The following is a 26,036-nucleotide window of genomic DNA, read 5'->3' on the forward strand; positions in this document are numbered from 1 at the left end:
TAATCTGTATGTAGTATGTTTTACAAGTACATATAATATTTATTTATAGCTGAGATTACAGTATCTAGATCTATTATGGGATTAAATATTTACTTAAGCTATTATTTCATCATAAATATAAATGTGGAATGAATATATATTTTGAATAATGATATTTAAAAATATTTTAGATATTTAAATTTTGTGATAAATGTTGTGCTACCTTATAAAAAAATAGGAAATTGAGTTTTTATTTTATTTATGGAATGCAACATTCTTTTAGAAATCTGTAATAATTACACAATAATCAAAATAAAAAATGTAAAAGCTAAAGTACCTTTCTATAGTAAGAAATATTATTGTTTTATATATCAATAATATGAATATGGTTATTATTGACATCCTTATTGAAGAAATTTAGACTTTTATAAGTAGTTAAGTGTGTTAATTTATGTATGTTATCTAATATTAGGTTAAGATCAGTACTAGCAGTGCTATTCTGTGCTTTTATAGAGTGTTATGATTTTTTACTATATGGAAACTTTAGCCGTGTATTTAGCAGGCTATTTTTTTCCCATATTACTGAGACCTTATCTTTAATATTAACATTAATTATATTTGCAATAACTTTTTTTATTAGGCCGGTTGGGTCAGTGCTATTTGGATATATTGGAGATAGGTATGGAAGAAGAATTTCCTTATTTATATCTGCGATTGTGTTAATTATTTCAGTTGGTGGGATTGCATTTTTGCCTCTTTTTGATTCTATAGGTATATTATCTCCAATTCTACTGGTATTGTTACGTACTTTTCAGGGGTTGTCTTTTGGAGGTGAAGTAGGTGCAATTGTGTTGATAGCAGAAAGTGTTAAAAAGGATCAGGTTATATTAATGTTATGTGCACATTTTATAGTAGCTATCCTTGGAGGGGCTACTGGGTATTTTGTTTTTAAAATATGTTATAATCTGATACCAGAAACTGAGTTTTATTCTTGGGGATGGAGGATTCCTTTTATTGTTGGCCTAATTATGGCTATAATACTACCTATTTTACGTAATTCAATAGAGGAAAGCTATCAATATTTGCATTACAAAGGTAGTAAAAAAATTTCTAGAGTTCCTATATTGGATATAGTGCTATATCATAAGAAATTTTTTATTATAATCTGCAGTATAGTTGGATCAAGTAATAGTCTGTTTTATATGTTTTTTGTATTTTTGAATATGCAGCAGCCAGTAAGTATTGCTATGTATAGTTTTTTAACACTTACAATATTAATTTTTGGAATAATCTCTTTTTTCTTATATAGGAAATATAAGCCTGAAAATGTTGCAATAGTATTTCAAATATTATTTATTACTTTTATATCTCCAGTAGTATGTTATTTTGGGTTTAAGTCTTTAATAACTTATTTTATTTTTGCAGCTTCTTTAGGAATATATTCCACTCCTATATTATCTATAGTAATATTTTTATTTCCGGTGAATATCAGACAAACTGGATTTTCATTTTCTTATAGTGTTGCAGTAGCAGTATTCGGCGGTACTGCACCAGCTATCTGTTTATGGTTAACAGAAATAACAGGATTAAGTATATCTCCTATATTTTATCTCGATGGATGTTCATTATTAGCATTGGGTATGTTGTTTTTGTTAAAAAGATATAATCAGATGATTCAAAAGCGTGAAGATATAGCAGCTTATACATAATTTTGTTTGATAGAGTGTTAATTTTATGTTGGTTTTATAAAACACTTATATGGCAATAGTTAAATATATATTGGTATAGGTCTTACTCATCTTCTATGGTATTTCTGTTGTAGATAAAATTTTATTTATTTCTTTTCAAAAGAAGTATTGATTGCATAAATTATAAGGGGAAGTGTCGTTTTTAATATCTATGTTTTAAGTATATTACTGGGTAATTTATAATTGTAATAGTATATTCTAAAGTAATACCACTTACTAACTATGCATATGATTTTGATAAGACAATTAGTAAATTGATTAAATACAAAGGAAATATTTATTTTCAAAAATAATCTTAATTTGTAAATTAGCAAAAGAAAGTTCTTAGATCTATATCTTAAGTATGTTATCAATAATAATATTCTTGGATAATGTAACTTACTTAGTTATGCATGTGATTTTATGAGATAATTATTAATAAATCCATAGAATAAATAGTAGATTATTAGAGATGAGGAAATAAGTATTTTAATGTAAGTTTTAATATTCTGTTTCTTATAAAATTATATATTTAGATAAGTAAAATAAGTAATCAAAAATACTACAATCTTAAAATGATGTATATGACTTAACTGATATTATTTTATCTATACTAAAGGTGATACAATTATTAATCTTATATAGTTATATAAGTAATTTAGTCTATTGATCCTAATGAAAGCAAAAATATATTGATTGTATTGGATTCAATAGTATTAGTGATGTTTATAGTTCTAGAGAATTGGTTATCATTTAGTATAATCAGTGCATGATGGTTTTAATTGAAATATTAGCACAATCTACTTAATGTAAGTGAATTTATATATTTTTGCTAAATCATCTTATTAAGTTTTGTGTATTGAATTAAAATAAGATATGTTGAAAAGCGTAAGTATTATATAGATAAAACATTATTTCAAAGTAGATAGAGAATGACATGCTTATTTAAATATTATATTTATATAGTTGGTAAATTTGTACTCATATAAATAAATTATATTCATGTAATTATTTAATTGTTAAGTTAGATAAGTGATCATTTAGTGAATTTGTATAGTACTAGTATAGTGTTACATCATAGCTATAATACTATTTTGTACATTAATTAGTATATGTTTATATATAGCTTTATGTATTATTAATGATATTGGATTAGCTACTGAATATTTTACTAACTTTAAACATATGGGTATAATACTTGTATTGAGTTTTAAAAAAATAATTATTGTTAATTATTAATACTTAAAAAGTATGTTATTTATCATACAAAATATATATGAGAAACAGTAACTAATACGTATCCTGAATTATCATATATTGAAAGGAAATGTTATCAATTTCGAGATATTATTGTTTTTATATTGTATAAAATGTTTTGTTGTGGAATTACAAGTACTCACTTATTAGTAAGTAATACTAGTTTATGAGTTAATAAAATATGCTGTGATATGTATATATTTGAAATGTACAAGTTCTAAACTATCATATATAAAATGTTGATTTGACTATATATGATCTAATGTCTAGACATGATAAAGGCTAATATTTAGTATTTGTAATGGTTAGCAGTGTTAGCGTTAAACTGTATGCTTTATGTAGATTTTGTAATGCTTTTTATATAATAGATATCTATTATCTTTCTACTATTAATGTATTTTTATTAGTATTTAATTAACTTTAGTAACTTATTACTGAGATATAGTATGGGTTGAATTAGTATATAAAATTTACTCGCTTAATTATTGCAAGTTAAAATTTATAAATTAATTGACATACTTAAATATGAATTATACACATGATAACTATGTTGATATAAATATGCATAAAAATGTCAAAATTCTCTAATATTAAACCTACATTATCTGTTCTGATATGTGCTTTTATAGAATGTTATGATTTTATGGTCTATGGAAACTTTAGTCGTATATTTAGTGAAATGTTTTTTTCACATCTTACCGAGGAATTTTCTGTAGTATTGTCATTTATGACATTTGCTATAGCTTTTATTGTTAGACCATTTGGTTCATTATTGTTTGGATATATAGGTGATAAATTTGGAAGAAAGCTTGCTTTGTTCAGTTCTGCAACTTTGCTAATTATATCATTAAGTGGGATTACTTTTTTGCCACAGGTTGAGGCTATAGGTGTACTATCACCTATTTTATTAATTATATTCCGTATTCTACAAGGGTTGTCTTTTGCAGGTGAAGTTGGTTGTATGCTATTAATGATGGAAAATGTGAAAGATAATCGTGATATTGTATTTCCTATGGGTGCACACTTTTTAATTTCTATACTTGGTGGTGCTGTTGGATGTTTTATATTTAAGTTGTGTTATAATTTTATTCCAGAGTCACAATTCTACTCATGGGGATGGAGAATTCCATTTTTTGTGGGATTAATTATGTCTATGTTATTACCTTTTTTACGTAATTCTATAGAAGAAAGCAGGCAATATTTAGAGTACAATAGGAAACAAAAAATCTCTAAGATTCCAATTTTAGATGTAATATTACATCATAAAAAATCTTGTTGTGCTATAGTTTTTAGTGTACCTTTCTGTAACTCTTTATTTTATATATTTTTTGTATTTTTAGGTATCCAGCAAAAAGTAAGTATTTCTCTTTATGCTTTACTGATTTTGATGATCTTGATATCAGGAACAATTTTTTCTATGATTTGTAGAGTATATAGGCCAACAACTGTGGCTTTGTACTCTCAAATTTTCTTTATGATTGTAATATCACCCATTATATATTTTCTTGGATTTGATTCTTATATTACTTACTTAATTATAGCAATTTCTTTAGGTATGTGTTCTACGCCTCTTTTTGCTTTATTTATGCTTGTATTTCCAGTTAATGTAAGGCAGACTGGATTTTCTGTTTCTTATAGTATAGCTGCAGGATGTTTTGGTGCGCTTACTCCAGTACTATTTTTATGGCTATCTGATATCTTACAACTTGTCACTGCTCCTATATTTTGTATAGATTTTTATGCGATAGTTTCACTATATAGTTTTTATTATCTTAAGACACATGAGAAAGTCATAGAATATGAGAGTGTATATAGGTAGCGATTATATTACTTTGTTTATTTATGTCTTTGATATTTAATTTGTAATCGTATGTTGATAGCGTAATTTTATTATATTATCTACTTATATAATGAGTACATTTGTAGTGATGCTAACTTGTATTTTTATAGTTTATTAAATAGCATATATAAGTTAGTGGCCTTGTATTGATTACTCAATTTATAAGTTATTTTGTCTTAATAAAGTTGTTAGCTTTATAAACGAAAATTTATGTTCAAGATTTGTTGTGCTCTTATTTTATTGTATATTGAGTTTAATAAGAATTGGCTACAGTTTTCTTAGATTTGAATAAGTATTATCTATTTATCTAATTTTTGATATAGGTAGTTATTTGTTTTGTGGAATTGTTTTGTTATGATTTTTTAGAAAATTTAAGGTGTGTATAATCTTGAAATTAGTATGTTATTGATTTGGAGACAGTATAGGTTTGTATGTGTAAGCAATAGAGTTATGGTAATGAAAATACATAGGATATGATGTTTGTAGGATTAAAATGATAGATTTATTTGTAAGATAAATATGTTGTTAACTGGTAATTAACTATTTTATCCTGCTATAAAAAATTTTTAAAATCCTTAAATAAGTGTATTGTAAAAGATATTGAGTTTTTATGGATAATAGTGTTTTAAAATAGAAAACCAGTATTTTTTTAGTGATATATTATTTTTTAATAGTGAATACATAGATAATATGTAAGATAATACTTGTTGTTTCTATTTTGTACCTTCAATGAAGATATAAATGATGTATATAATTGTAATATATTAGTGATTTTTGTAATAACACATAATAACTGTATAGATAATGTGTAATATCTATCTACTAAAACTTAGTAGATTATCAATTACTTAATAATAGTAATTAGTATAACACTTTGATTGTGTATGCCATATTGCTTACTATATTAAGCATATTAATTTTAAGGATAGTAAAGCTTTTATTTTAGTATATTATTTAGATGTTTTTTTTGTTTTTATTTAATAAATTTAGATTTTTGATCATTACTTAAATGGTTGATTAGATTATTTATACATTATATTAAGTTGTTTTTTTATATACCAAAGCTGTTATTTTATCTATGATAGTTGAAGTTTTTGTTAGATGACTTTAAAGTGTTAGTTATAGTTATTAATTAATGGACTATATCTTGTATTTTGATATTTAAGTAAATATGTCATCTATGTATAAAGTTGATTTAGGATTACAAAACTATTAGGCTTTTGTACATATATATTTTTGTTGTTATCATTTATAAATTGAATGTTATTTATATAACGTAAGTGTATATGTAATAGATATGGTGATGTATAAAAATATATGTCTGTGGTTTTAATGTATAATTGAATAATGCTGGTTAATACTGTACTATTATTTTTATCATTAATCGAAAAAGCAAGTATTATTCAATGTGAGTTGATATAATTAGTTTTTTATAGATAAAGTGCAATAAATTATAATATTAGTGAAGTTAAGCATTGTCGTTTTCATAGTTAGTGTTTTGCAGTAATAATACTCATATAATTATGATAACTTATTAAAGTGTTATTTTATATAACTATGTATGCACTATAGAATTAGAATATATTATAAATATATATAGCTTATTTTACTTATTGATTATATACAGGATATTTAACTATTAGTTATACTAACACTATTGCTAAGTAAATCCTATAGAAAAATGTTATTTAGTTAAAATGGTATTTCATCATCAATTATAACATCTTCACAACTATTTTGAAAAGGCATTTTATTGAATTCTTCATTGGCGTACCCTTCAGATTCTGAATTATTATCTGTTGTATTGCCTTTGGAATCTAACATATGTAATGCTGAATTAAATCCTTGTAAGATTACTTCTGTTGTATAGCGATCAATATTGTTCTGGTCTGTCCATTTTCTTGTCCTTAGTGATCCTTCAATATATACTTTACTTCCCTTACGTATACAGTTTTTAATTATCCTTACTAACCCTTCATTAAACACTACTATGTTATGCCATTCAGTTTTTTCTGTACGTATACCTGAGGATTTATCTACCCAACTTTCAGATGTGGCAATAGAAAAACTTGCCATCTCTTTACCATTTTGCATTACCCTGATATCTGGATCTTTACCTAAATTGCCGATTAAAATTACTTTATTGATACCCATAGTGGACATAGCTATATTCTTAACTTTAAGTTTGCCGCTTTCATTATCGTATTTTATTAATAAACCCGTCAATATTTTTATTTTATATTTAAAAAATAGACTAATAATAGAAAATGATGTTATTTTACATATCTATTTTGTAAATTAGGGTTTTTGATGGATAGTTCATTACCGACAATAAGAAAAAATAAGACACTAGATAGTGTATTCAGAGTTATGGGTGGAATGGCTGAAGCTATATTTTCTTGGGTTGGGAGTATCAATAAAGATTTAACAAGGGATCAGGATATCAAAAACCTTTATGAAAAAATGAAGGAATGTCTTAATCCGAAAGGTGGGGAAATTAAGGCAAGATATAATACTATATCTCTCGGTAATTTGTACCTTAATTTATCTGATATAGGTAAAACAACGTTTTTCAGGTTATTAGAGGAGCAGTTTAGTGCTGATAGAAATGAGATAGATGAGAAAATAAGGGATTATATACGTGAAATAGATGAATACGAAAAGAGAAAACTTGAATTTGAATTGATGGGGGTACTTGAATCTCCTAGATTTTGTATACTAAAGCAGTTTATTTCATTACCAGATGGTTTAAAGTTTCTTGTTGACATGAGGGCTGATGTCATGCAATTACGAGATAAAAATCAGCAATTTTTCTCTTTAGAAAAGGATTTAATAAATATTCTTTCTTATTGGTTTGATATTGGGCTTTTGGATTTGCACCAAATTACATGGGATTCTCCTGCTTCTTTGTTAGAAAAGCTTATTTTATATGAGGCAGTACATGCAATTTCTTCATGGGATGATTTACGTGATAGATTGGATTCAGATCGTAGATGTTTTTCCTTTTTTCACTATAAAATGTTAAATGAACCATTGATTTTTGTAGAAGTAGCACTTGTTGATGAAATGGCTAGTAGCATACAAACATTATTGGATTCTCATGTTCCTCCGAAAGATCCTAAGGATGCCAAAGTAGCGATTTTTTATTCAATATCAAATACTCAACGGGGGCTTTCTGGGATTAGTTTAGGTAATTTTCTAATAAAGCGTGTTGTAGGTAAGTTATCGGAAGAGTTTCAAAATATAAAAACTTATGCAACATTGTCACCAATACCTGGTTTTGTAAAATGGCTTACAAAATCGTTAAGTTTGGATGATATTGAATTTTTAAATGAACTTAAAATTACTATGTCTGTAGATGAAATAATATTTCATCTTAATGAGAAGAAGTATTCTAGTTTTTCTCAAGATCTAAAGGGATTATTTCTAAAGTTATGTGCTTATTACTTAGTAGAATCTAAGAATAATGATAAAGCATTAGATCCAGTAGCACATTTTCATTTAAGTAATGGAGCGATTATAAAGAAATTAAACTGGATGGCTGATACTTCAGAGAAAGGATTAAACTGTTCTATGGGTATTATGGTAAATTATCATTATGAGTTATCAAAAATAGATGATAACTATGAAGATTATCTAGTAAATAGAAAAATTAATTGTTCAAAAGAAGTGTTGTCACTATTGAAGCGTTGATTTAACATACATTATTTAGGATAGTAATATATATTTTATGAAAATAATAAAGGGAAAGAAGTGTGATTGGGAAATGATAATAGGTTTAGAAGTACACGCACAGGTTATATCAAATAGTAAGTTGTTTTCTGGTGCTTCTGCAAAAACTTATGACTCTTTACCTAATACTCAGGTGTCACTTTTTGATGTAGCAATGCCTGGTATGTTACCATTGCTGAATCAATATTGTATTTCTCAAGCAGTCAAGACTGGGCTTGCGTTGTCGTGTAAAATTAACAATTATTCAGCTTTTGATAGAAAGAATTATTTTTATCCAGATTTGCCTTCTGGATATCAGATAACACAATTTTATTATCCTATAGCAACAGACGGTAAAGTTGTTTTAGAAGAATCTAATGATAAAGAAGTTCGTATTACTAGAATTCATCTTGAGCAAGATGCTGGGAAAAGTATTCATGAATATGGTAAAACTTATGTGGATTTTAATAGAGCAGGTGTTGCCTTAATGGAAATAGTATCTGAACCAGATTTAAGATCTACTGATGAAGTTGCAGAGTACTTAAAGAAATTACGTATGATATTACGTTTCATAGGTACATGTGATGGTGATATGGAAAAAGGATCTTTTCGTTGTGATGCAAATGTTTCAGTAAGACCTCTTGGAAGCGATAAACTTGGAATAAGATCTGAGATAAAAAACCTGAATTCAATTCGCTATGTAGTGCAAGCTATAGAATATGAAGCTAATAGACAAGTGATAGCTTTAGAAAATGGGGAAGAGCTTATTCAAAATACATTATTATTTGATGTTATTTTAGGAGAAACAAGGGTTATTAGGAATAAAGAAGATGCTCATGACTATAGATATTTTCCAGATCCTGACTTATTTTCATTAGAAATAGATGATCAATATATATCAGAAGTCAAACTATCTTTGCCAGAATTGCCTATACAGAAAAGAGATCGTTATATTCGTGACTTCAAGTTGAATAAATATGATGCTGATATTTTAGTTGCAGATAGAGATGTTGCTGCATATTTTGAAGAGGTTGTACAAAAACATGATGCGAAACTTGCTGCGTCTTGGATAGTATGTGATCTTTTTGCTAGATTGAATAAGTTAGGCATTAGTATAAATGAATCTGCAGTCAAAGCTGGAGATATGATACAATTACTTGATTTAATAGTTGATAAGACTATATCTGGTAAAATTGCAAAACAAGTGTTTGCTATCATGTTTGAATCTGGTAAGTCACCTATATCAATAGTAAATGAATATGGTTTAAAACAGTTAGATGATGGTGATTCGGTATCCGTCATTGTAGAAAATGTTTTGGCAAATAATAAAGATAAAGTACTTCAATATAAACAAGGCAAGGAAAAGTTGTTTGGATATTTTGTAGGACAGGTTATGAAAGAGACACAAGGTAAAGCAAATCCTGAGTTAGTGAATTCTATTATTAAAGAAAAGCTTCAAGAATGATCTTATATATCATTATGTTGTTTTAGGTAAATACTAGTTTTAGTAGATAGTAATGGCTATCTTTATGGTGTCTCTGTTTTTAAGTTGTGTATTAGTTATATTTGATATACATAAATTTATAAGATTGTAGTAATGATTTCTTAGCTTATTATTAAATATTTTTGGTATGTGTTGATATAGAATAATATTTTTATATTATTTAATAGGAATAAGTATTGATTGATGTTATTTATGTTAATAATATTGCTTATTATTTAATAGGTTGGAAATTTTGAAAATTTAGTTAAATTGGTGAAACTTTGTTGACAACTTCTATAATGCTGATTAGCATTATATTATCATGCTTATCGGGAGTGTAGCTCAGTTGGTTAGAGCGCAGGCCTGTCACGCCTGAGGTAGCGAGTTCGAGTCTCGTCTCTCCCGCATCTTAAAGTGTTTTATGTAATCTTATTAATTATGTATTATTAGAGAATGGGTAATAAAATAAGGAGATATGGGTGACTGCTAGTAATATAATGAAAGGGAAAAGAGGGTTAATTCTTGGTATTGCCAATGATAAGTCTTTAGCATGGGGGATTGCTAAAACTTTGGCTATGCATGGAGCAGAGATAGCAGTTACTTATTTGTCTGATATTTTTAAGAAAAGAATAGATCCTTTAGTTGAGTCTATAGGAGTAAAGTTAGTTTTACAGTGTGATGTATCACAGGAACAATCTATAGATGCAATGTTTGATCTTTTGAGTGAGGAATGGGAAAGTGTGGACTTTTTAGTGCATGCTGTTGCTTTTTCTGATAAAAATGAACTTAAAGGTAGGTATATTGATACATCATTAGATAATTTCTTAACATCTATGCATATATCATGTTATTCACTGACTTACCTTACTAAAAAGGTTGAGAAAATGATGTGTCATGGTGGTAGCATATTAACATTATCTTATTACGGTGCTCAAAAAGTAATGCCTCATTATAATGTTATGGGAGTATGTAAAGCAGCTTTAGAAGCAAGTGTAAAATATTTAGCAGTTGATCTTGGTTCTCAAAATATTAGGGTGAATGCTATTTCTGCCGGTCCTGTTAGAACTCTAGCATCTTCTGGAATAGGTGATTTTCATTATATATTAACATGGAATAAGTATAACTCACCACTGCGGCGTAATACAACAATAGAAGATGTGGGTGGTGCTGCACTTTATTTATTGAGTGATTTAGGTAAAGGTACTACTGGAGAAATTTTATATGTTGACAGTGGTTACCATGCTATAGGTATGAAAGCAATAGATGCTCCTGATATTCATTATATTGAAGGGAATAAATAGATATTATATCTTATGAGTAATTTTATGGTCTGTTATTTTTGCTGTATCTATAGTTATTAATGTTTGATTTTTATATTTTAGTAAGTTTCTGTTATTCATGTATATTTACTATATGTCCTTATAAAGAAATTATTATTCTATATGTTTAAGGTTGTATGTTATTATGTTTATGGTAAATTTAGTATATAGGTGAATAATTAATAGATGAGTTTATTTTTCTATTGTATAATGCAAATGGTGATAATCTTTATTAAGATTATAGTTGTAGGTTATGATTGTAGTTTTGGATTGGCTATATGAATAATGATAATACTGAAGTTTTAGAAAACTATCCACAGGATGGACTTCAATCTAATAGCCATATAATTTGGAAAGGCATTCAAAGTAGGTTACATAAATTTTATGGCAATGCTATATATGATAGCTGGTTGAGTGTATTACTGTATGTCAGTACTGAAAGTGGTAAAGTACTACTTTCTGCACCTACTAGGTTTATTAAAGAGTGGATATTAGTTCACTATTTAGATCAGATTTTAAAATATTGGCAAGATGAAGATCAAAGTATCTGTTCTGTAGATATTTGTGTTGTTAGCAATCAGGATCCTAACTTATTGGTAGATATAAAAGATCGAGTGGATAGAGGAATAAAAGGTAATTGTGATAACGTAAGTTCTCCTTTGGATCCTAGGTTTACTTTTGATAATTTTGTTGTTGGTAAACCAAATGAATTGGCATTTGCTGCTGCAAGGAGAGTTGCAGAGTCTAATAGTCCAATATCTGGTAGCAATCCTTTATTTTTATATGGTGGGGTAGGACTTGGTAAAACTCACTTAATGCATGCTATTGCATGGTATATTATAAAATCTTGTTCAAAGAGAAAAATAGCATATCTTTCAGCAGAAAAGTTTATGTATCAATATGTTACAGCATTGAGAAGTAAAGATATAATGTTATTTAAAGAACAGTTTCGTTCAGTGGACATATTGATGGTTGATGATGTACAGTTTATTAGTGGTAAAGATAGTACTCAGGAAGAGTTCTTCCATACTTTTAATGCATTAATAGATCAAAATAAACAGTTGGTAATATCTGCTGATAGATCACCTAGTGATTTAGATGGTGTTGAAGAACGAATAAAATCACGTCTTGGGTGGGGATTAGTTGCTGATATTAATGAGACAACTTTTGAACTACGGTTAGGAATATTGCAATTAAAAGTCGAGAAAATGGGCATTAATATTCCAAATAAGGTATTAGAGTTTCTAGCTAAAAATATAAAATCCAATATTAGGGAGTTAGAAGGTGCTCTTAATAAGGTAGTAGCTCATTCTTCTTTAGTTGGATGTAGTATAACTTTAGATACAGCAAGTGATATTTTATCTGATTTATTACGTGCAAATCACAAGTCCGTTACATTAGAATGTATCCAGAAAAAAGTTGCTGAGTTCTTTAATATTAAGGTATCTGATATGTATTCTACTAGAAGATTAAGAACTTTAGCTAGACCTAGGCAAATTGCTATGTATTTATCAAAAAAATTAACTCAAAAAAGTTTACCAGAAATTGGTAAGAGCTTTGGTGGAAGGGATCATGCTACAGTGATTCATGCTGTGAAACAGATAGAAAAATTAATGGATACAGATAGTAAATTACGGGATGATATTAACCTTCTTAATAGAATGTTAAGATAATTTTCTCATCAAGCGAGTTGTAGGTAAGTTATCGGAAGAGTTTCAAAATATAAAAACTTATGCAACATTGTCACCGATACCTGGTTTTGTAAAATGGCTTACAAAATCGTTAAGTATGGATGATAATGGATTTTTAAATGAACTTAAAATTACTATGTCTGTAGATGAAATAATGTTTCATCTTAATGAGAAGAAGTATTGTAGTTTTTCTCAAGATCTAAAGGGATTATTTCTAAAGTTATGTGCTTATTACTTAGTAGAATCTAAGAATAATGATAAAGCATTGGATCCAGTAGCACATTTTCATTTAAGTAATGGAGCGATTATAAAGAAATTAAACTGGATGGCTGATACTTCAGAGAAAGGGTTAAACTGTTCTATGGGTATTATGGTAAATTATCATTATGAGTTATCAAGAATAGATGATAACTATGAAGATTATCTAGTAAATAGAAAAATTAATTGTTCAAAAGAAGTGTTGTCACTATTGAAGCGTTGATTTAACATAGATTAATTTAGGATAGTATATATATATTATATGAAAATAATAAAGGGAAAGAAGTGTGATTGGGAAATGATAATAGGTTTAGAAGTACACGCACAGGTTATATCAAATAGTAAGTTGTTTTCTGGTGCTTCTGCAAAAACTTATGACTCTTTACCTAATACTCAGGTATAAGGTGTATTGATGGTAAATTTATAACGTAAATAGTTAAAAATTTAAATAACCTTTTTGATAAATTTAGTTGTATTTATAGTGATATGTTAGTTTATTCTAGTATTGGCATAGTGGTGTGCTTTTTTGTTATTTTTATTCTGTATGATTGTATATCCTGAAGGTAGTATCTTATTATTATGGTATATCTTAAGGTATTTTGTGTATCTATAGGTGCCTTTGTTATAAGCATAAATGGATGAAAAAGGTATATGCTTAAATATTATATATGTTATTGACCTGTAATAGTGCAAAGAAAGCTTATTTTTTTACTTATGTAATACATATTATAATAAAAGATATTGTGTTTCATATAGTAGATCAAAAACAAAAATATTTTCAAGTTTGTTGCAATAAGCAGTATGAGTACATAGAGATAATTATGCAGATTTTATCTTTTTTAATTATTTCTAAGCGTTGTATAAGTTTTATGATTTGTGGTATATAGTGAAGGTAGTTTATCTTGCTTCTTGTATAAATATATATCTACTGTGTTACTGTTCGTCTAATAAGTAATTTTATTTCTAGGATAAACCTATTTTACTTATACTTGCTTGGTGTATCTTGTGACTGCTTTGTACTTTGTTGTTGTTCTAGCATAGCAGCATAATTTTTTGGTTCTTCATGAGTTAGTGGTTGATGTGTTATACTTTCTGGAAAAGGATTATGTATAGTTCCTTCTTTATCTCTATCATGTGTAACTATTGCATATACGTTTTTACCAATAATACCTATAACAAATAATGGTAATAATGCGCCTCCTAAACCTGGCATACTTAGTGTAAGGGCTGTAATTAGGAAGACAGAGCACACTAATGGTGTGCTGAGTGACGACTGTAGTAAGATTTCATCTAAAGATTCTAAATGTTGTTTAGCGTCTGTTTGTTTGCCAAAATTAAGTTTTTTCTTTATAGATTGCAGTGGATTACAAAGGTCTATACCTGTGAGTTCCTCGAAATGTTTAGAGATTACATCAAGTGAAAAACCGCCTGTTTCTCTTTGATGTGCAGCTATTGCTTCCTGTAAATTTATTTGTTTTTGCATTGGGGGAATATCTGTTTTTAGGTGAGAACAAACTATTATTACTTTAATAAGGGCTTCAAAATCTTTATTTGACATGTCTTGCATTGTTTGGTTCATTTCTTGTAAAAATGCAAGCTTATATATTCCTTTGAGGATTAATAATTTTTTTTCTTCAGGCAACTTTCTTATACAGCTAGTTAGTATTTTTACTTTTTCTCCTATATGTGTGCTATCAGATAAAGTACGTACTATTTCATTTTTAAGCATTTGTTGAGCATTAACGTCTGCTTCAGTGGCAAACTCAGGAGTTGAAAAATATTGTTGAATTTCTTCAGGAGTTTTTCCACTTTCTTCTAATTTTGACTGTTTGTGTTGTATATACTGAAGCTTTAAAGTTTTAAAAAGCTCATCTAATTGTTCATTTGATTTATTCATCAAAGATAGAATATACTCTATAGATGGGGAACTTGTATCAGGGTATATACTTTTAATATCTCGCTCAGAGTAGAACATATATTTGTTTATTAACTATTTATGTATAATTGTATAAAAAATCTTTATGTAATCAATAAATGTACGTATCTATCTTAAACAATATATCACGTATTAATTATTAATAGACTATATTATCTAATAAACTTATTAACAATATTATACCCATGGAGATAGAATAACAAGATAATTATTTATACAAGTACTATATTTGTTAATAATTAAATTTTATAAAAGTTAAGCAATTTTTATTCTTGTACTGCTGGGTACTTATAAATCTAGAGTTTATTTTTAATTTGTATAGTATTTAATGAATAATGTTTTTGCGAAAATTTATTATGCTAAGAAAATTAACTATAGGATTATTAGGTGGTTCTTTTAATCCTCCACATTATGGTCATATATATGTTACTAGAGAATCTATTAAGAGATTAGGATTAGATATGGTATGGTGGTTAGTGGTGTCACATAATCCTTTAAAGCTCAGTGGAGGGTACGATGTACATGAGAGAATTATTTTATCAACTAAATTAACTTCAGATGATAGAAAAATTGGTATTGTAGAAGTACAAGACTGTTATAGTTACAATATTGTGGTAAAATTACAGACCAAGTTTAAACATATTAATTTTGTATGGTTAATGGGATCTGATAATCTTTTCTCATTTCATTTATGGTATAGATGGCAGGATTTTTGTAAATTATTGCCCATTGTAGTTTTTGAACGTACAGGGTATGTATATAGATCTTTTGGTACTCCATTTGTTAATTATATGCGAAATGTGTATTTTGTAGATATTAAATCGTTAATGTATAGTAAATATGGGTGGAGTTTTATTAGATTGCGCACTTGTGATATGTCATCTTCTAAAATAAGAGGATATACTTTGAATAAAATATAGTATTATTGTGTTACCTAGTGTACAGGTGTATCTTTATAGGTTGCGATATTTCTGCTAGTAGTTTGTGGATGGTGTGGTTTTATATAGTTATAGCAATTGTGTATTTCTTAGTATTACAGAATAGATTGTATTTGTATTAGTTAACTATAGTTTTGAAATTTTTTATTTGAAATATTACTTATAAACTGTTTAAAAATTGTATATGCTTGCCTGATATGTCATAGTAAAACTCAATTTCTTTGATATGTAGTGTGAGTAAGAAAATAATTATTTGATATCTTATAAAATATTTATATATACTAAATATAGCTTTATTGTATTATGTTAGTGTGGTGTTTCAATTTTTCACAATAAAGGTGTACAATTTTAAGATATAGTGCTTGTGTGAAAATTTTATTGGTAATATATAACGTGCTATACAGCTATAAGTGTATATAAGAGTAAGAGGGTTTAATGTCAAGCATTGCTTTAGGTGTTAATATTGATCATATTGCTACATTACGTAATGCCAGGAATACTGAGTATCCAGATCTTGTTGAAATAGCAAATATAGCTGTAAATAATGGTGCAGATTTTATTACTGTTCACTTAAGGGAAGACCGCAGACATATAAGGGATAGTGATGTTTTTCGGCTGAAAGATAATTTAAATGTACCATTAAATTTGGAAATTGCTGCAATTGATGAAATGTTAGCTATAGCAATAGCAGTACAACCAGAGTGTGTTTGTTTAGTTCCTGAAAAAAGACAGGAATTAACTACAGAAGGGGGATTAGATGTGAAAAATATGTTTACTTATTTAATGCCTTTTATTACACAATTACATAACCACAATATTAAAGTAACACTATTTGTAGAGCCTGATATCAATCAAATTAATTATGCAAAAAAACTATCAGTTGATAATATAGAATTACATACAGGTGTATACTGTAATCATAATACACAAAACGAACTTAATAGAATACTAGAAGCTGCAAAACATTGCTATACAAACAAAATAGAATGCCATGCAGGACACGGTCTAGATTATCAAAGTGCTGCTACTATAGCGAGAGTACCATATATATCAGCACTTAATATAGGACATTTCTTAATTTGCGAAGCTGTACTACATGGGATAGGTACCTCTATTTACAAAATGAAAAAGGTCATTACTAATCCTCTATAGAGTTTATAGAATTTGACAGCTTTTTACTGGATCTGAATCTGACTCTTTTCTTAGGGGACAATGTTTCTAGCTTTCCAGTTTTAGGGTTGTGGTATTTTTTTTCTGCACACTGAATTACATGAAGTGTTCCAACATTGTGTAATCTAATTAAATGAGATGTTTTCAATGCATTTTGGATATTAAGCATTACCAGATCATACGCTTGACTTGATGTTTTTTTTGTTAAACCCAATTCTGCCATCAGTGTTCTCACTACCATATCCTTACTCATAACGTAACTCCTAATTTTACATAACTGAACATAAACCTAGGATATTAGGTTAGTTAAGATAGTCAACTAAATTTATTGCTATTACTTAAAGCATTGTTAATTAATGTGCAATTTTTAGTAGATAATTATATTATTTATGACTTATTTTAGAAAATTAATAATAATTTTTACTAACTTATACAAGAAACTTGTTTCAAATATACTAATTATAATATAAATAATTTTTTATATGAACTCAAAGTATTTTTTTTATTATATTTAGATATCTTATTAGTTGCATTTTGAATGATTTTAAGTAATCTAGAGTATTGATTATTTGAGTAAGTCGGCTAGCATATTAGTTAGGTTTAGTAGTGATGATTTTTTATCTAGTTGAAATTTTCTAGTACAGAATATTAAATGTTGAATTTGAGATATTTTTGGTAGAAGTGTTTCTATGTGACTATTATTTTTTATTATACATGTTAAGTTGTGATGAAGGCTTAAATTTGTTGTGGTGCCTAATGTTTCTTTTATGATGTTTAATATTATTGTAAGTAATATGTGTTCTATCTTGTAAAAACTAATATTTGTTGTGATGACTTCTTCTACTACTGAATTACTATATTGTGTTGAAATTATTGAGATCATGTTTTCATATAAATGAATTTCTTCTGTAATTTCTTGAGTAACCATTCCTGGTGTGCCTGGATAGATATAGCTTATCTTTTTGTAATCTAAATCTGGATAAATGGTTTGTAGTACTTGCTGGGTTTCGCTAGTATTTAAATCTGATAAACCTAATAAAAAGCATCGTGATCTTATAACTACTGGTACAGCATGTAAATTATGACTGATTAAAATTATTATGGAATTATTAGGTGGCTCTTCTAAGATTTTTAATATTGCATTTGTTGCATTAATATTTAGATTATCTATGCTATCTATAATTACTATTTTGTTATGAGATCTTGCTGTACTTAAGTATAGAAAGTTTTTAATATTTCGAATTTTTTCTATACCTATGATTCCTTCATTATCTCCAATTATTAAAAGATCTGGATTGTGACATTTAAAATCTATAAATTGTGTTATGTGTTGGGCAAAATTATATGCTAGTGTTGCCTTACCAATACCCCTACTACCATAGAGTAACCATGATTGTATCTGAGGGTTGTTTATTAGTGTATGCTTTGCTAATTTATGTCCTATGATTGTATCCATGGTTTTTTATATAAATTAAATTTTATATACTATTTCATATTTTATTAAAATCGACTACTCAAAACTGATTATGTGTGATTATAGGTTTATAAATATAATCTACTATAGTATGAATGTTTTTTTATAAATAGATACAGATATTGATGACTATTGATGTAATATTCCTTTTTTATGTTCTATGAATACTTAATCTGTTATAGGATAACTAAATAGTGATAGGGGAGTATAAAGTATATAGGAATATACAGTATATAATGTGAATATAATCATATAATAATTATTCTGAATATATTATATATACCTTATAAACTTGATAAGTAAGCGTAGAGGATTTACCGAGTTTAATATGGTGTAAATTTTCAAGGCAGTGATTACCTAAATAGTAATTAAATGATGAGCAGATTAGTTAACAGTAATGAATAAGAATTTTTAATACAAGTATATAGGAATAATGTTTATACTGAATAGTAATTAATACACTGTAAAGTAACTAACGGTTATTGGTAAGTGTTTGAAAATTTATAAAAATATTTATGAAATGTAAATATGTAGGTTATTTTAATAGTATTTTTAATGTTATGTAAATTATTATAGTAATGATATATAGTGTTAAAGGCTTTATCAGGGCAATGAATACAGTATAATGTAAGGTAGAATTAGTTATTAGTATATAGAAAAATTTCTTACAGTACTAAAAAATGTCTATTTAGTAATATATATTCTAGTTTTTTGTATTGAGTAAAACTGTTTAAATTTATAGAATATCATTCATGTACTACATAAGTGTAATATCTGATAAATGTAATCTTTTGTGTTAAGCATTCTATGATATATAGTATAAGTTGATTATGTAGTTTGTAAAAGGGGACAAAAGCAATTCTTTACCTGAAGATAAATCTCCTAAATTAGGTATAAGTAAACTTCTTGTATTAAAGAAGATAAAGCTAAAGTATCGATTGAAAGTAAATCTTCTGAATCTGTTTTTTTTATTAAGGAAATAATATATTTATTTTATGGAAGTATTATATTAATTTTTTTTAATATTTCTTGAATTTTTTGTTTTGTTACTGCACCTTTTCTTAATATTTTATATGAAGTGAGATCAATCACTGTTGATGCAGTTCCATGAACTAACCTATTATTATCTATTATAAAAGAAATATTTTTTTTAATATTATCTGATATTTGATCAACACTAATTGCATCTTGTTGTCCAGATATATTAACACTTGTTGCTGTTATTGGATGATCAAAATTATTTAAAATTGCTAAAGCTATTGGATGATTTGGAATGCGTATTCCAATCTTATTATAAAAAAATTGTTTTGGTAATTTACCATAATTGTGTATTGGTAGTATAAAAGTAATTGGCCCTGGAGATAGTTGTTGTATTATATAGGCAGTATGTTCTGTCAGATTAGAAAACTGCTTTATTTGATCTATATTGCTTAGTAATAGTGATACTGGTTTGTTATATGGTCTGTTTTTTATTTTGTATATTTTTTGTATTACTTCAATACTATATGCATCTCCAGCTAATGCATAAACAGTTTCAGTAGGGAAGCATATAAGTTGTTTATTTTTAAGTGCTTCTACTGCTTTTGATATCATAATGTGCCTATATTTATTATGTAGTAGGTTTAAAATTATATGTAAGATAATATAAATGTACTAGTATTAGTAAATAACAAAAATTATGTATTTTTCTCTATTAAGTTGTTTATTTTTTGAGTACTTCTACTGCTTTTGATATCATAGTGTGCCTATATTTATTATGTAGTAGGTTTAAAATTATATGTAAGATAATATAAATGTACTAGTATTAGTAAATAACAAAAATTATGTATTTTTCTCTATTAAGTTGTTTATTTTTGAGTGCTTCTACTGCTTTTGATATCATAGTGTGCCTATATTTATTATATAGTAGGTTTAAAATTATATGTAAGATAATGTAAATGACGAGTATTAGTAAATAACAAAAATTATGTATTTTTCTCTATTAAGTTGTTTATTTTTTGAGTACTTCTACTGCTTTTGATATCATAGTGTGCCTATATTTATTATGTAGTAGGTTTAAAATTGTATGTAGGATAATGTAAATGTACTAGTATTAGTAAATGACGAAAATTATGTATTTTTCTCTATTAAGTTGTTTATTTTTGAGTACTTCTACTGCTTTTGATATCATAGTGTGCCTATATTTATTATATAGTAGGTTTAAAATTATATGTAAGATAATATAAATGTACTAGTATTAGTAAATAACAAAAATTATGTATTTTTCTCTATTAAGTTGTTTATTTTTTGAGTACTTCTACTGCTTTTGATATCATAATGTGCCTATATTTGTTATGTAGTAGGTTTAAAATTATATGTAGGATAATGTAAATGATTAGTATTAGTAAATTACGAAAATTATGTATTTTTCTGTGTATGTTATTTTTTTATAGGTTAACAGAATATATGACCTCAGCTAATACTAATGTGTAGTATGTATTCTTAAATTTATATTTTGTGTTTATTTATAGGAATTAATGAATGTATTAAAGCAGTATTGTTAGAAATATTTATAGTGTTTTTACTGTAGCCATAACTATATTTCATTGATAAACACAAATAACATAAGTGTATTAGTACTTTAAATCTCCAAGAATTGTATATTTTTTATTATATTTATTTTTATAGATCCACAAATTGTATGCTATACATTAAGTAGATTATTTTTTATGTGTACTTTGTTTTAATAAGAGATAGTAGGTATTTTGGGAAAGTGATATTAGATATTTATAGTGTTTTTAGTCATATGTAATAGATTTATAAAGATGTTCTATATGTTATTTATATAGATGTATATGTGATATGTTACGTTTAATTTCCTGTGTTGATTATTATTTGATAAAGATATGATTATTTTAGGATTGACAGGTGGAATAGGATCTGGGAAAAGTTTGGTTGCTAGTTATTTTAATAGGTTTGTTAAGGCAGTAGTATTTGATGCTGATAATGTAGTGAATAATTTGTATAATTTTGATAATAATGTTATAGAACTCGTGAAATCATATTTTCCAACTTCTGTAAATAATGGAGTTGTTGATAAGAATGATCTAAAACATTATTTTTTACTTTATGATGATTTATGGATAAAATTTCAATCTGAGTTGCATTCAATAGTCTGGAAAATACAAAAAGATTTTATTCTTTCTAATAGTAGAAGGGTAACAAAATATGTAGTGCTTGATGTTCCTCTGTTGATAGAAGCTAATTACCATAATTGTTGTGATTTCGTAATTCATGTCAAAGCTAATAGTATTTTACAAAGACAAAGATTGTTAAAACGTGGTATGTCAAGGCACGAATTTGAATTAATTTCTAGGTTACAACTATCTGATAATGATAGAAAGCGCCTTTCAGATTTTACTATCAGGACTGGGTTAAGTAAAAATTTTGTTGTATCACAAGTTAAGGATATAGTATTTCAGATAGATAGTAGAGTTGGTTGTAAAATCTAAATACATTATATTGTATTGAGTAGTGAGGTAATTTCTAGAGGATTCCTTGATAATTATATTAGTGTTTTTAAGTTCTGTTAAAAATTAGATTTTTCATGTTATTACTTAATGTATTATTATTATCTTATTACATTTGTAAAAGATTTTAATATTAAAGTAATGTAAAACTACGTAAACAATAGAATTACTTATTCTGATAGGTGATTTTATTGTGTAATAATGTTTTTGATAGTAAGAATTGTATGTTAGATATATATGGAAACTTGTATCATGTATATGTAAAAATAAAATAATGAGTTAACTTGAAATAATAATATTAGATTATAATGGTATTGATGTTTAATCCTCTATAGTATTATAGAAGTTGTATTTGCATGGTTCAGTAGTTCAACTTGTTACTTGATTTCAGAGATAGCGAAATCTTTTTACTATGAATCTTTATGTTCTAAGCACGCAACATCTTAATGTTTTGTTGAATATGTGGATTAAAATTCTGCTCAGTGAAATTAACATATCAATTACAGCTTAACTCTACCTAATAAATAAAAATCTTCTGATAACACAACATATTTAGTTATAAATCTATACCTGTGTTCATGATTTAATGTACGAAAAGATATTATAGAATACACAGAATAGCTCTGAATGGAATAGGTTAGAATGATAAGAATTCTTATGAGTTCAATAAGTTATAAATATGTACAATATGTACAGTGTTTAATATTTGCTATTCATCTGTGTAACAAAATTAAATCATCAGTTTGTAATGTGATTTTATTAAGTAGATAGAACATTTCACAATAGAATTTCTTGTAGATTAAGAAAAGTTTAAATTGTATAGTACAAGTTGATTTTAGTAATACTTACCTCATAATACTAAATGTAAGTCTATATTCTAATTAAATGGTGATTATATAAGAGTTAAAGTTATTATTTTAACTTATACTAAATCTAATATATTCAATAAGGAAGTATTTAATACCTTTAATTGAAAATGCATTTAATTAGTATCTAATAGTTGAATTGTAATATTTTATTTATTATTTAATACTAGCTAGAATATATTAACTTAAACATTTTAATAATATGTGTTTAATTAAGGGCAATTAATTAGTAATTTAGGTGATGTACTATACTGAACTAATATTATTTAATTGTATAAAATAGAGTTAAGTTATTATTATGATATAGTGAGTTAGAAAGATTTATATTATAGCATAATTAAGATAATAATATAGTTGTCTGCTGAAAGTTCAGTACTTTACTTAGAGTGACTCTAATGTATTTTTTTGTCAGTGGTCCTCAATCATTAGGTTATATATTCATTTTCTTTATGCTTTGAAAGTAAGTCGGTGTATTTAGTTATGGGTACTTTTTTATATAAAAATAGGATTATATTTATGATTAAACTGTATACTATGCTATGGTAAAACATATAATGCGTCTAATAAATTAATTGTGATAATACAGGTATTTGAGATAGAAGAGTATTGTAATTTTACTACTGGTAGTAAATATTTATGAATAGATAATTTTTATGTGGGAAGGTAGTATTCATTTAATTATAAAATAATGGTGATAAGTAGTTCTCACACGATGATCATGATAATGTTTTAAGGATGAGATTAATGAGTACAAAGTAGTACATTACAATATAGATAAAAAAATTTGAATTAAGAATGACTATTATTGTTATGATTTAGTGATGAAAGTTTTGTAGACCTGTGTAATGTAACGTAAGATAACTTTGAATTCACAAATAAATATCTTGTTATTCAGTATTTAATCGATTCATTAGAATGAAAAGTTGTACATTATATGTGTCTTGTATATTAAATTATGAGCATGGCTATTATAAGATTTATAATTAAAGGTATTGTATTGTCAAAGCTTTGTTTATTCGGTAGAGTTAAGTTGCAGCTGATGTGTTAATTTCATTGAGCAAAATTTTGGTCCGCACATTGAACAAAAATGTGCAGATTTTGCATGTTCAGAAGGTAGAGATTCATCGTGAAAAGATTTTGCTGTTTCTGGATCAAGTGATAAGTTGAATTGATCATACCATCTAAAATTAAATCTTGCATGACTTAATGCATAATCTCTTATATAAGCGGAAGGATTACCTTTTGCTAGATCAGCAGCATGTGCTGCGATTTTATATGTAATTACTCCATTTTTTACATCATTGAGATTTGGTAATCCAAGGTGTTCTTTTGGTGTGACATAACATAACATAGAAGTACCATACCATCCTATCATTGCTGCACCTATGGCACTAGTTATGTGATCATATCCAGGAGCAATATCTGTAGTGAGTGGTCCTAAAGTATAAAATGGGGCTTCTTTACAAAAGTATATCTGTTTTTCTACATTTTCTTTTATTAAATGCATTGGTACGTGTCCTGGACCTTCTATCATAACTTGACAATCATGTTTCCATGCAATATCTGTAAGTTCTCCTAGTGTCTTTAATTCTAAAAACTGTGCTTTATCGTTTGCATCTGCTATAGAACCGGGCCTTAGACCATCTCCTAAAGAGAAAGCAATATCGTAACTTTTCATTATATCACATATTTCCTCAAAATTTGTATAGAGAAAGTTCTCTTTATTATGTATAGAACACCATTGTGCAATAATAGCTCCACCCCTGGATACAATGCCAGTTAGCCGGTTGGTTGTGTATTGAATGTATTTTTTTAATACACCAGCATGTATAGTAAAATAATCCACTCCTTGTTCTGCTTGTTCAATTAGTGTTTCTTTAAAAATATTAAAATCAAGTTCTCCTACTATTCCATTTACTTTATTCAATGCTTGGTATATAGGTACTGTACCTATTGGTACAGGGCTGTTCCTAATAATCCATTCTCTAGTATTATGTATATGACTTCCTGTTGATAAATCCATTACTGTATCTGCACCATATATGATTGCATATATCATTTTATGTACTTCATTATTTATGTCTGAACTTACTGCTGAGTTTCCAATATTGGCATTGATTTTTACTAGGAAGTTCTTACCAATAATCATAGGTTCTGATTCTGGATGATTAATATTTGCAGGAATAATTGCTCGACCAGCAGCTACTTCTTGTCTGACAAGTTCTGGAGTTATTTCTGGAATTATGGTATTTGGTGTGTGTGATAGAAGTTTTTGTATTAAAGAGTTTTCTCGTATTGCAACATATTCCATTTCTGGAGTAATAATATTATTTTTTGCGTAAAACATCTGAGTTACAGGTTTATCACTTTTGGATTTTAAAGCTTTGTTATTTTGTAAAGGAAATGCTGTACTGGAATTTGTATTGATTGTATGTCTATCATAATATTCTACATCTTGCCTATCTGTTATCCAATTAAGCCGTAATTTTTTAATACCATTGTTTATATTGGTTTGTATATCTTGATCAGAATGTGGTCCTCCGGTATCATATATGAAGATTGATTCAGTATCATTGTTGAAAGAGACTTTGCGCATACCTATTTTAATATTTTTATAGATTTTACCTGGTATGTATTCTTTACGTGAAGATGGGAATATAGTATTAAGGTCAATTTTCATACTTAATTAGTCAAATGATATATACAAATATAGTATATGTCATTTTCATTTGATGTCTATAATTGTAAAAAGATTAAAGTTAATATAAAATATGTAAATAATCATGTGGTAAAATATATTGTAATTAGGTAAAAAAGTTAAGTCCATTAACTTTAATATATTATATCTTTATTTTTACTAGGCGTAATAGATCCTAAG

Annotated in this window: 15 protein-coding genes, 1 tRNA gene and 2 pseudogenes; 12 read left to right on the top strand and 6 right to left on the bottom strand. The window is 26.8% G+C overall.

Features of this window, described 5'->3' with window-relative positions:
- Window positions 1–434 precede the first annotated feature (434 nt).
- Window positions 435–1,688 (top strand): MFS transporter, encoded by a 1,254-nt coding sequence (locus ERUM_RS01545; protein ID WP_011154965.1) that lies wholly within the window; start codon window positions 435–437, stop codon window positions 1,686–1,688.
- Between the two features lie 1,846 nt (window positions 1,689–3,534).
- On the top strand, window positions 3,535–4,782 hold the full coding sequence (locus ERUM_RS01550) for an MFS transporter (protein ID WP_011154966.1): 1,248 nt from the start codon (window positions 3,535–3,537) through the stop codon (window positions 4,780–4,782).
- A gap of 1,713 nt (window positions 4,783–6,495) precedes the next feature.
- Here ERUM_RS01550 and ssb read toward each other — a convergent pair.
- Window positions 6,496–6,966: a single-stranded DNA-binding protein gene (gene ssb, locus ERUM_RS01555; RefSeq protein ID WP_011154967.1), complete on the bottom strand. Its 471-nt coding sequence runs from the start codon at window positions 6,964–6,966 to the stop codon at window positions 6,496–6,498.
- 147 nt (window positions 6,967–7,113) lie between these two features.
- Between ssb and ERUM_RS01560 the strand changes: the two genes are divergently transcribed.
- The 7 genes and pseudogenes from ERUM_RS01560 to ERUM_RS05065 all read left to right on the top strand — a co-directional run.
- Window positions 7,114–8,496, top strand: a complete 1,383-nt coding sequence (locus ERUM_RS01560; RefSeq protein WP_011154968.1) for a malonyl-CoA decarboxylase — start codon at window positions 7,114–7,116, stop codon at window positions 8,494–8,496.
- Window positions 8,497–8,533: 37 nt separating this feature from the next.
- Window positions 8,534–9,979 carry an Asp-tRNA(Asn)/Glu-tRNA(Gln) amidotransferase subunit GatB gene (gatB, locus tag ERUM_RS01565; RefSeq protein WP_011154969.1) on the top strand — a complete coding sequence of 482 codons (1,446 nt, stop codon included), beginning with the start codon at window positions 8,534–8,536 and terminating at the stop codon, window positions 9,977–9,979.
- Window positions 9,980–10,328: 349 nt separating this feature from the next.
- A tRNA-Asp gene (locus tag ERUM_RS01570) sits at window positions 10,329–10,402 on the top strand.
- Window positions 10,403–10,476: 74 nt separating this feature from the next.
- Window positions 10,477–11,298, top strand: coding sequence for an enoyl-ACP reductase FabI (fabI, locus tag ERUM_RS01575; protein ID WP_011154970.1), 822 nt, complete (start codon window positions 10,477–10,479; stop codon window positions 11,296–11,298).
- Window positions 11,299–11,594: 296 nt separating this feature from the next.
- Window positions 11,595–12,989, top strand: coding sequence for a chromosomal replication initiator protein DnaA (gene dnaA / locus ERUM_RS01580; protein WP_011154971.1), 1,395 nt, complete (start codon window positions 11,595–11,597; stop codon window positions 12,987–12,989).
- Window positions 12,988–13,488, top strand: a pseudogene (locus tag ERUM_RS01585) (malonyl-CoA decarboxylase domain-containing protein); the annotation flags it as partial. The gene dnaA and the pseudogene ERUM_RS01585, both read left to right, overlap by 2 nt.
- A 39-nt stretch (window positions 13,489–13,527) precedes the next feature.
- A pseudogene (locus tag ERUM_RS05065) lies at window positions 13,528–13,665 on the top strand (hypothetical protein); the annotation flags it as partial.
- 579 nt (window positions 13,666–14,244) lie between these two features.
- Here the strand turns inward: ERUM_RS05065 and ERUM_RS01595 are convergent.
- Window positions 14,245–15,240 (bottom strand): hypothetical protein, encoded by a 996-nt coding sequence (locus tag ERUM_RS01595; RefSeq protein ID WP_011154972.1) that lies wholly within the window; start codon window positions 15,238–15,240, stop codon window positions 14,245–14,247.
- A 317-nt stretch (window positions 15,241–15,557) separates the two neighbouring features.
- On the opposite strand from ERUM_RS01595, the gene ERUM_RS01600 reads away from it, so the two are divergent.
- Window positions 15,558–16,121, top strand: a complete 564-nt coding sequence (locus tag ERUM_RS01600) for a nucleotidyl transferase family protein (protein ID WP_231837240.1) — start codon at window positions 15,558–15,560, stop codon at window positions 16,119–16,121.
- A 453-nt stretch (window positions 16,122–16,574) separates the two neighbouring features.
- Entirely contained in the window at window positions 16,575–17,291 is a 717-nt protein-coding gene (locus ERUM_RS01605; protein WP_011154974.1) for a pyridoxine 5'-phosphate synthase, read from the top strand.
- On the opposite strand, the gene ERUM_RS01610 is transcribed toward ERUM_RS01605, so the two are convergent.
- From ERUM_RS01610 to ERUM_RS01620, 3 genes are all read right to left on the bottom strand, one after another.
- Window positions 17,278–17,562 carry an HU family DNA-binding protein gene (locus ERUM_RS01610; RefSeq protein WP_011154975.1) on the bottom strand — a complete coding sequence of 95 codons (285 nt, stop codon included), beginning with the start codon at window positions 17,560–17,562 and terminating at the stop codon, window positions 17,278–17,280. The two genes, ERUM_RS01605 and ERUM_RS01610, sit on opposite strands and share 14 nt — an antisense overlap.
- A gap of 312 nt (window positions 17,563–17,874) precedes the next feature.
- On the bottom strand, window positions 17,875–18,765 hold the full coding sequence (locus tag ERUM_RS01615) for an AAA family ATPase (RefSeq protein ID WP_011154976.1): 891 nt from the start codon (window positions 18,763–18,765) through the stop codon (window positions 17,875–17,877).
- A 1,011-nt stretch (window positions 18,766–19,776) separates the two neighbouring features.
- Window positions 19,777–20,376 carry an L-threonylcarbamoyladenylate synthase gene (locus ERUM_RS01620; protein ID WP_011154977.1) on the bottom strand — a complete coding sequence of 200 codons (600 nt, stop codon included), beginning with the start codon at window positions 20,374–20,376 and terminating at the stop codon, window positions 19,777–19,779.
- 1,292 nt (window positions 20,377–21,668) lie between these two features.
- On the opposite strand from ERUM_RS01620, the gene coaE reads away from it, so the two are divergent.
- The gene (coaE, locus tag ERUM_RS01625; RefSeq protein WP_011154978.1) at window positions 21,669–22,274 is read left to right on the top strand and encodes a dephospho-CoA kinase; all 606 of its coding nucleotides are present in this window, start codon (window positions 21,669–21,671) and stop codon (window positions 22,272–22,274) included.
- Window positions 22,275–24,170: 1,896 nt separating this feature from the next.
- Here coaE and thiC read toward each other — a convergent pair.
- Window positions 24,171–25,838 (bottom strand): phosphomethylpyrimidine synthase ThiC, encoded by a 1,668-nt coding sequence (gene thiC, locus ERUM_RS01630; RefSeq protein ID WP_011154979.1) that lies wholly within the window; start codon window positions 25,836–25,838, stop codon window positions 24,171–24,173.
- Between the last annotated feature and the right edge of the window lie 198 nt (window positions 25,839–26,036).

This window comes from Ehrlichia ruminantium str. Welgevonden, assembly GCF_000026005.1.
Taxonomy (GTDB): domain Bacteria; phylum Pseudomonadota; class Alphaproteobacteria; order Rickettsiales; family Anaplasmataceae; genus Ehrlichia; species Ehrlichia ruminantium.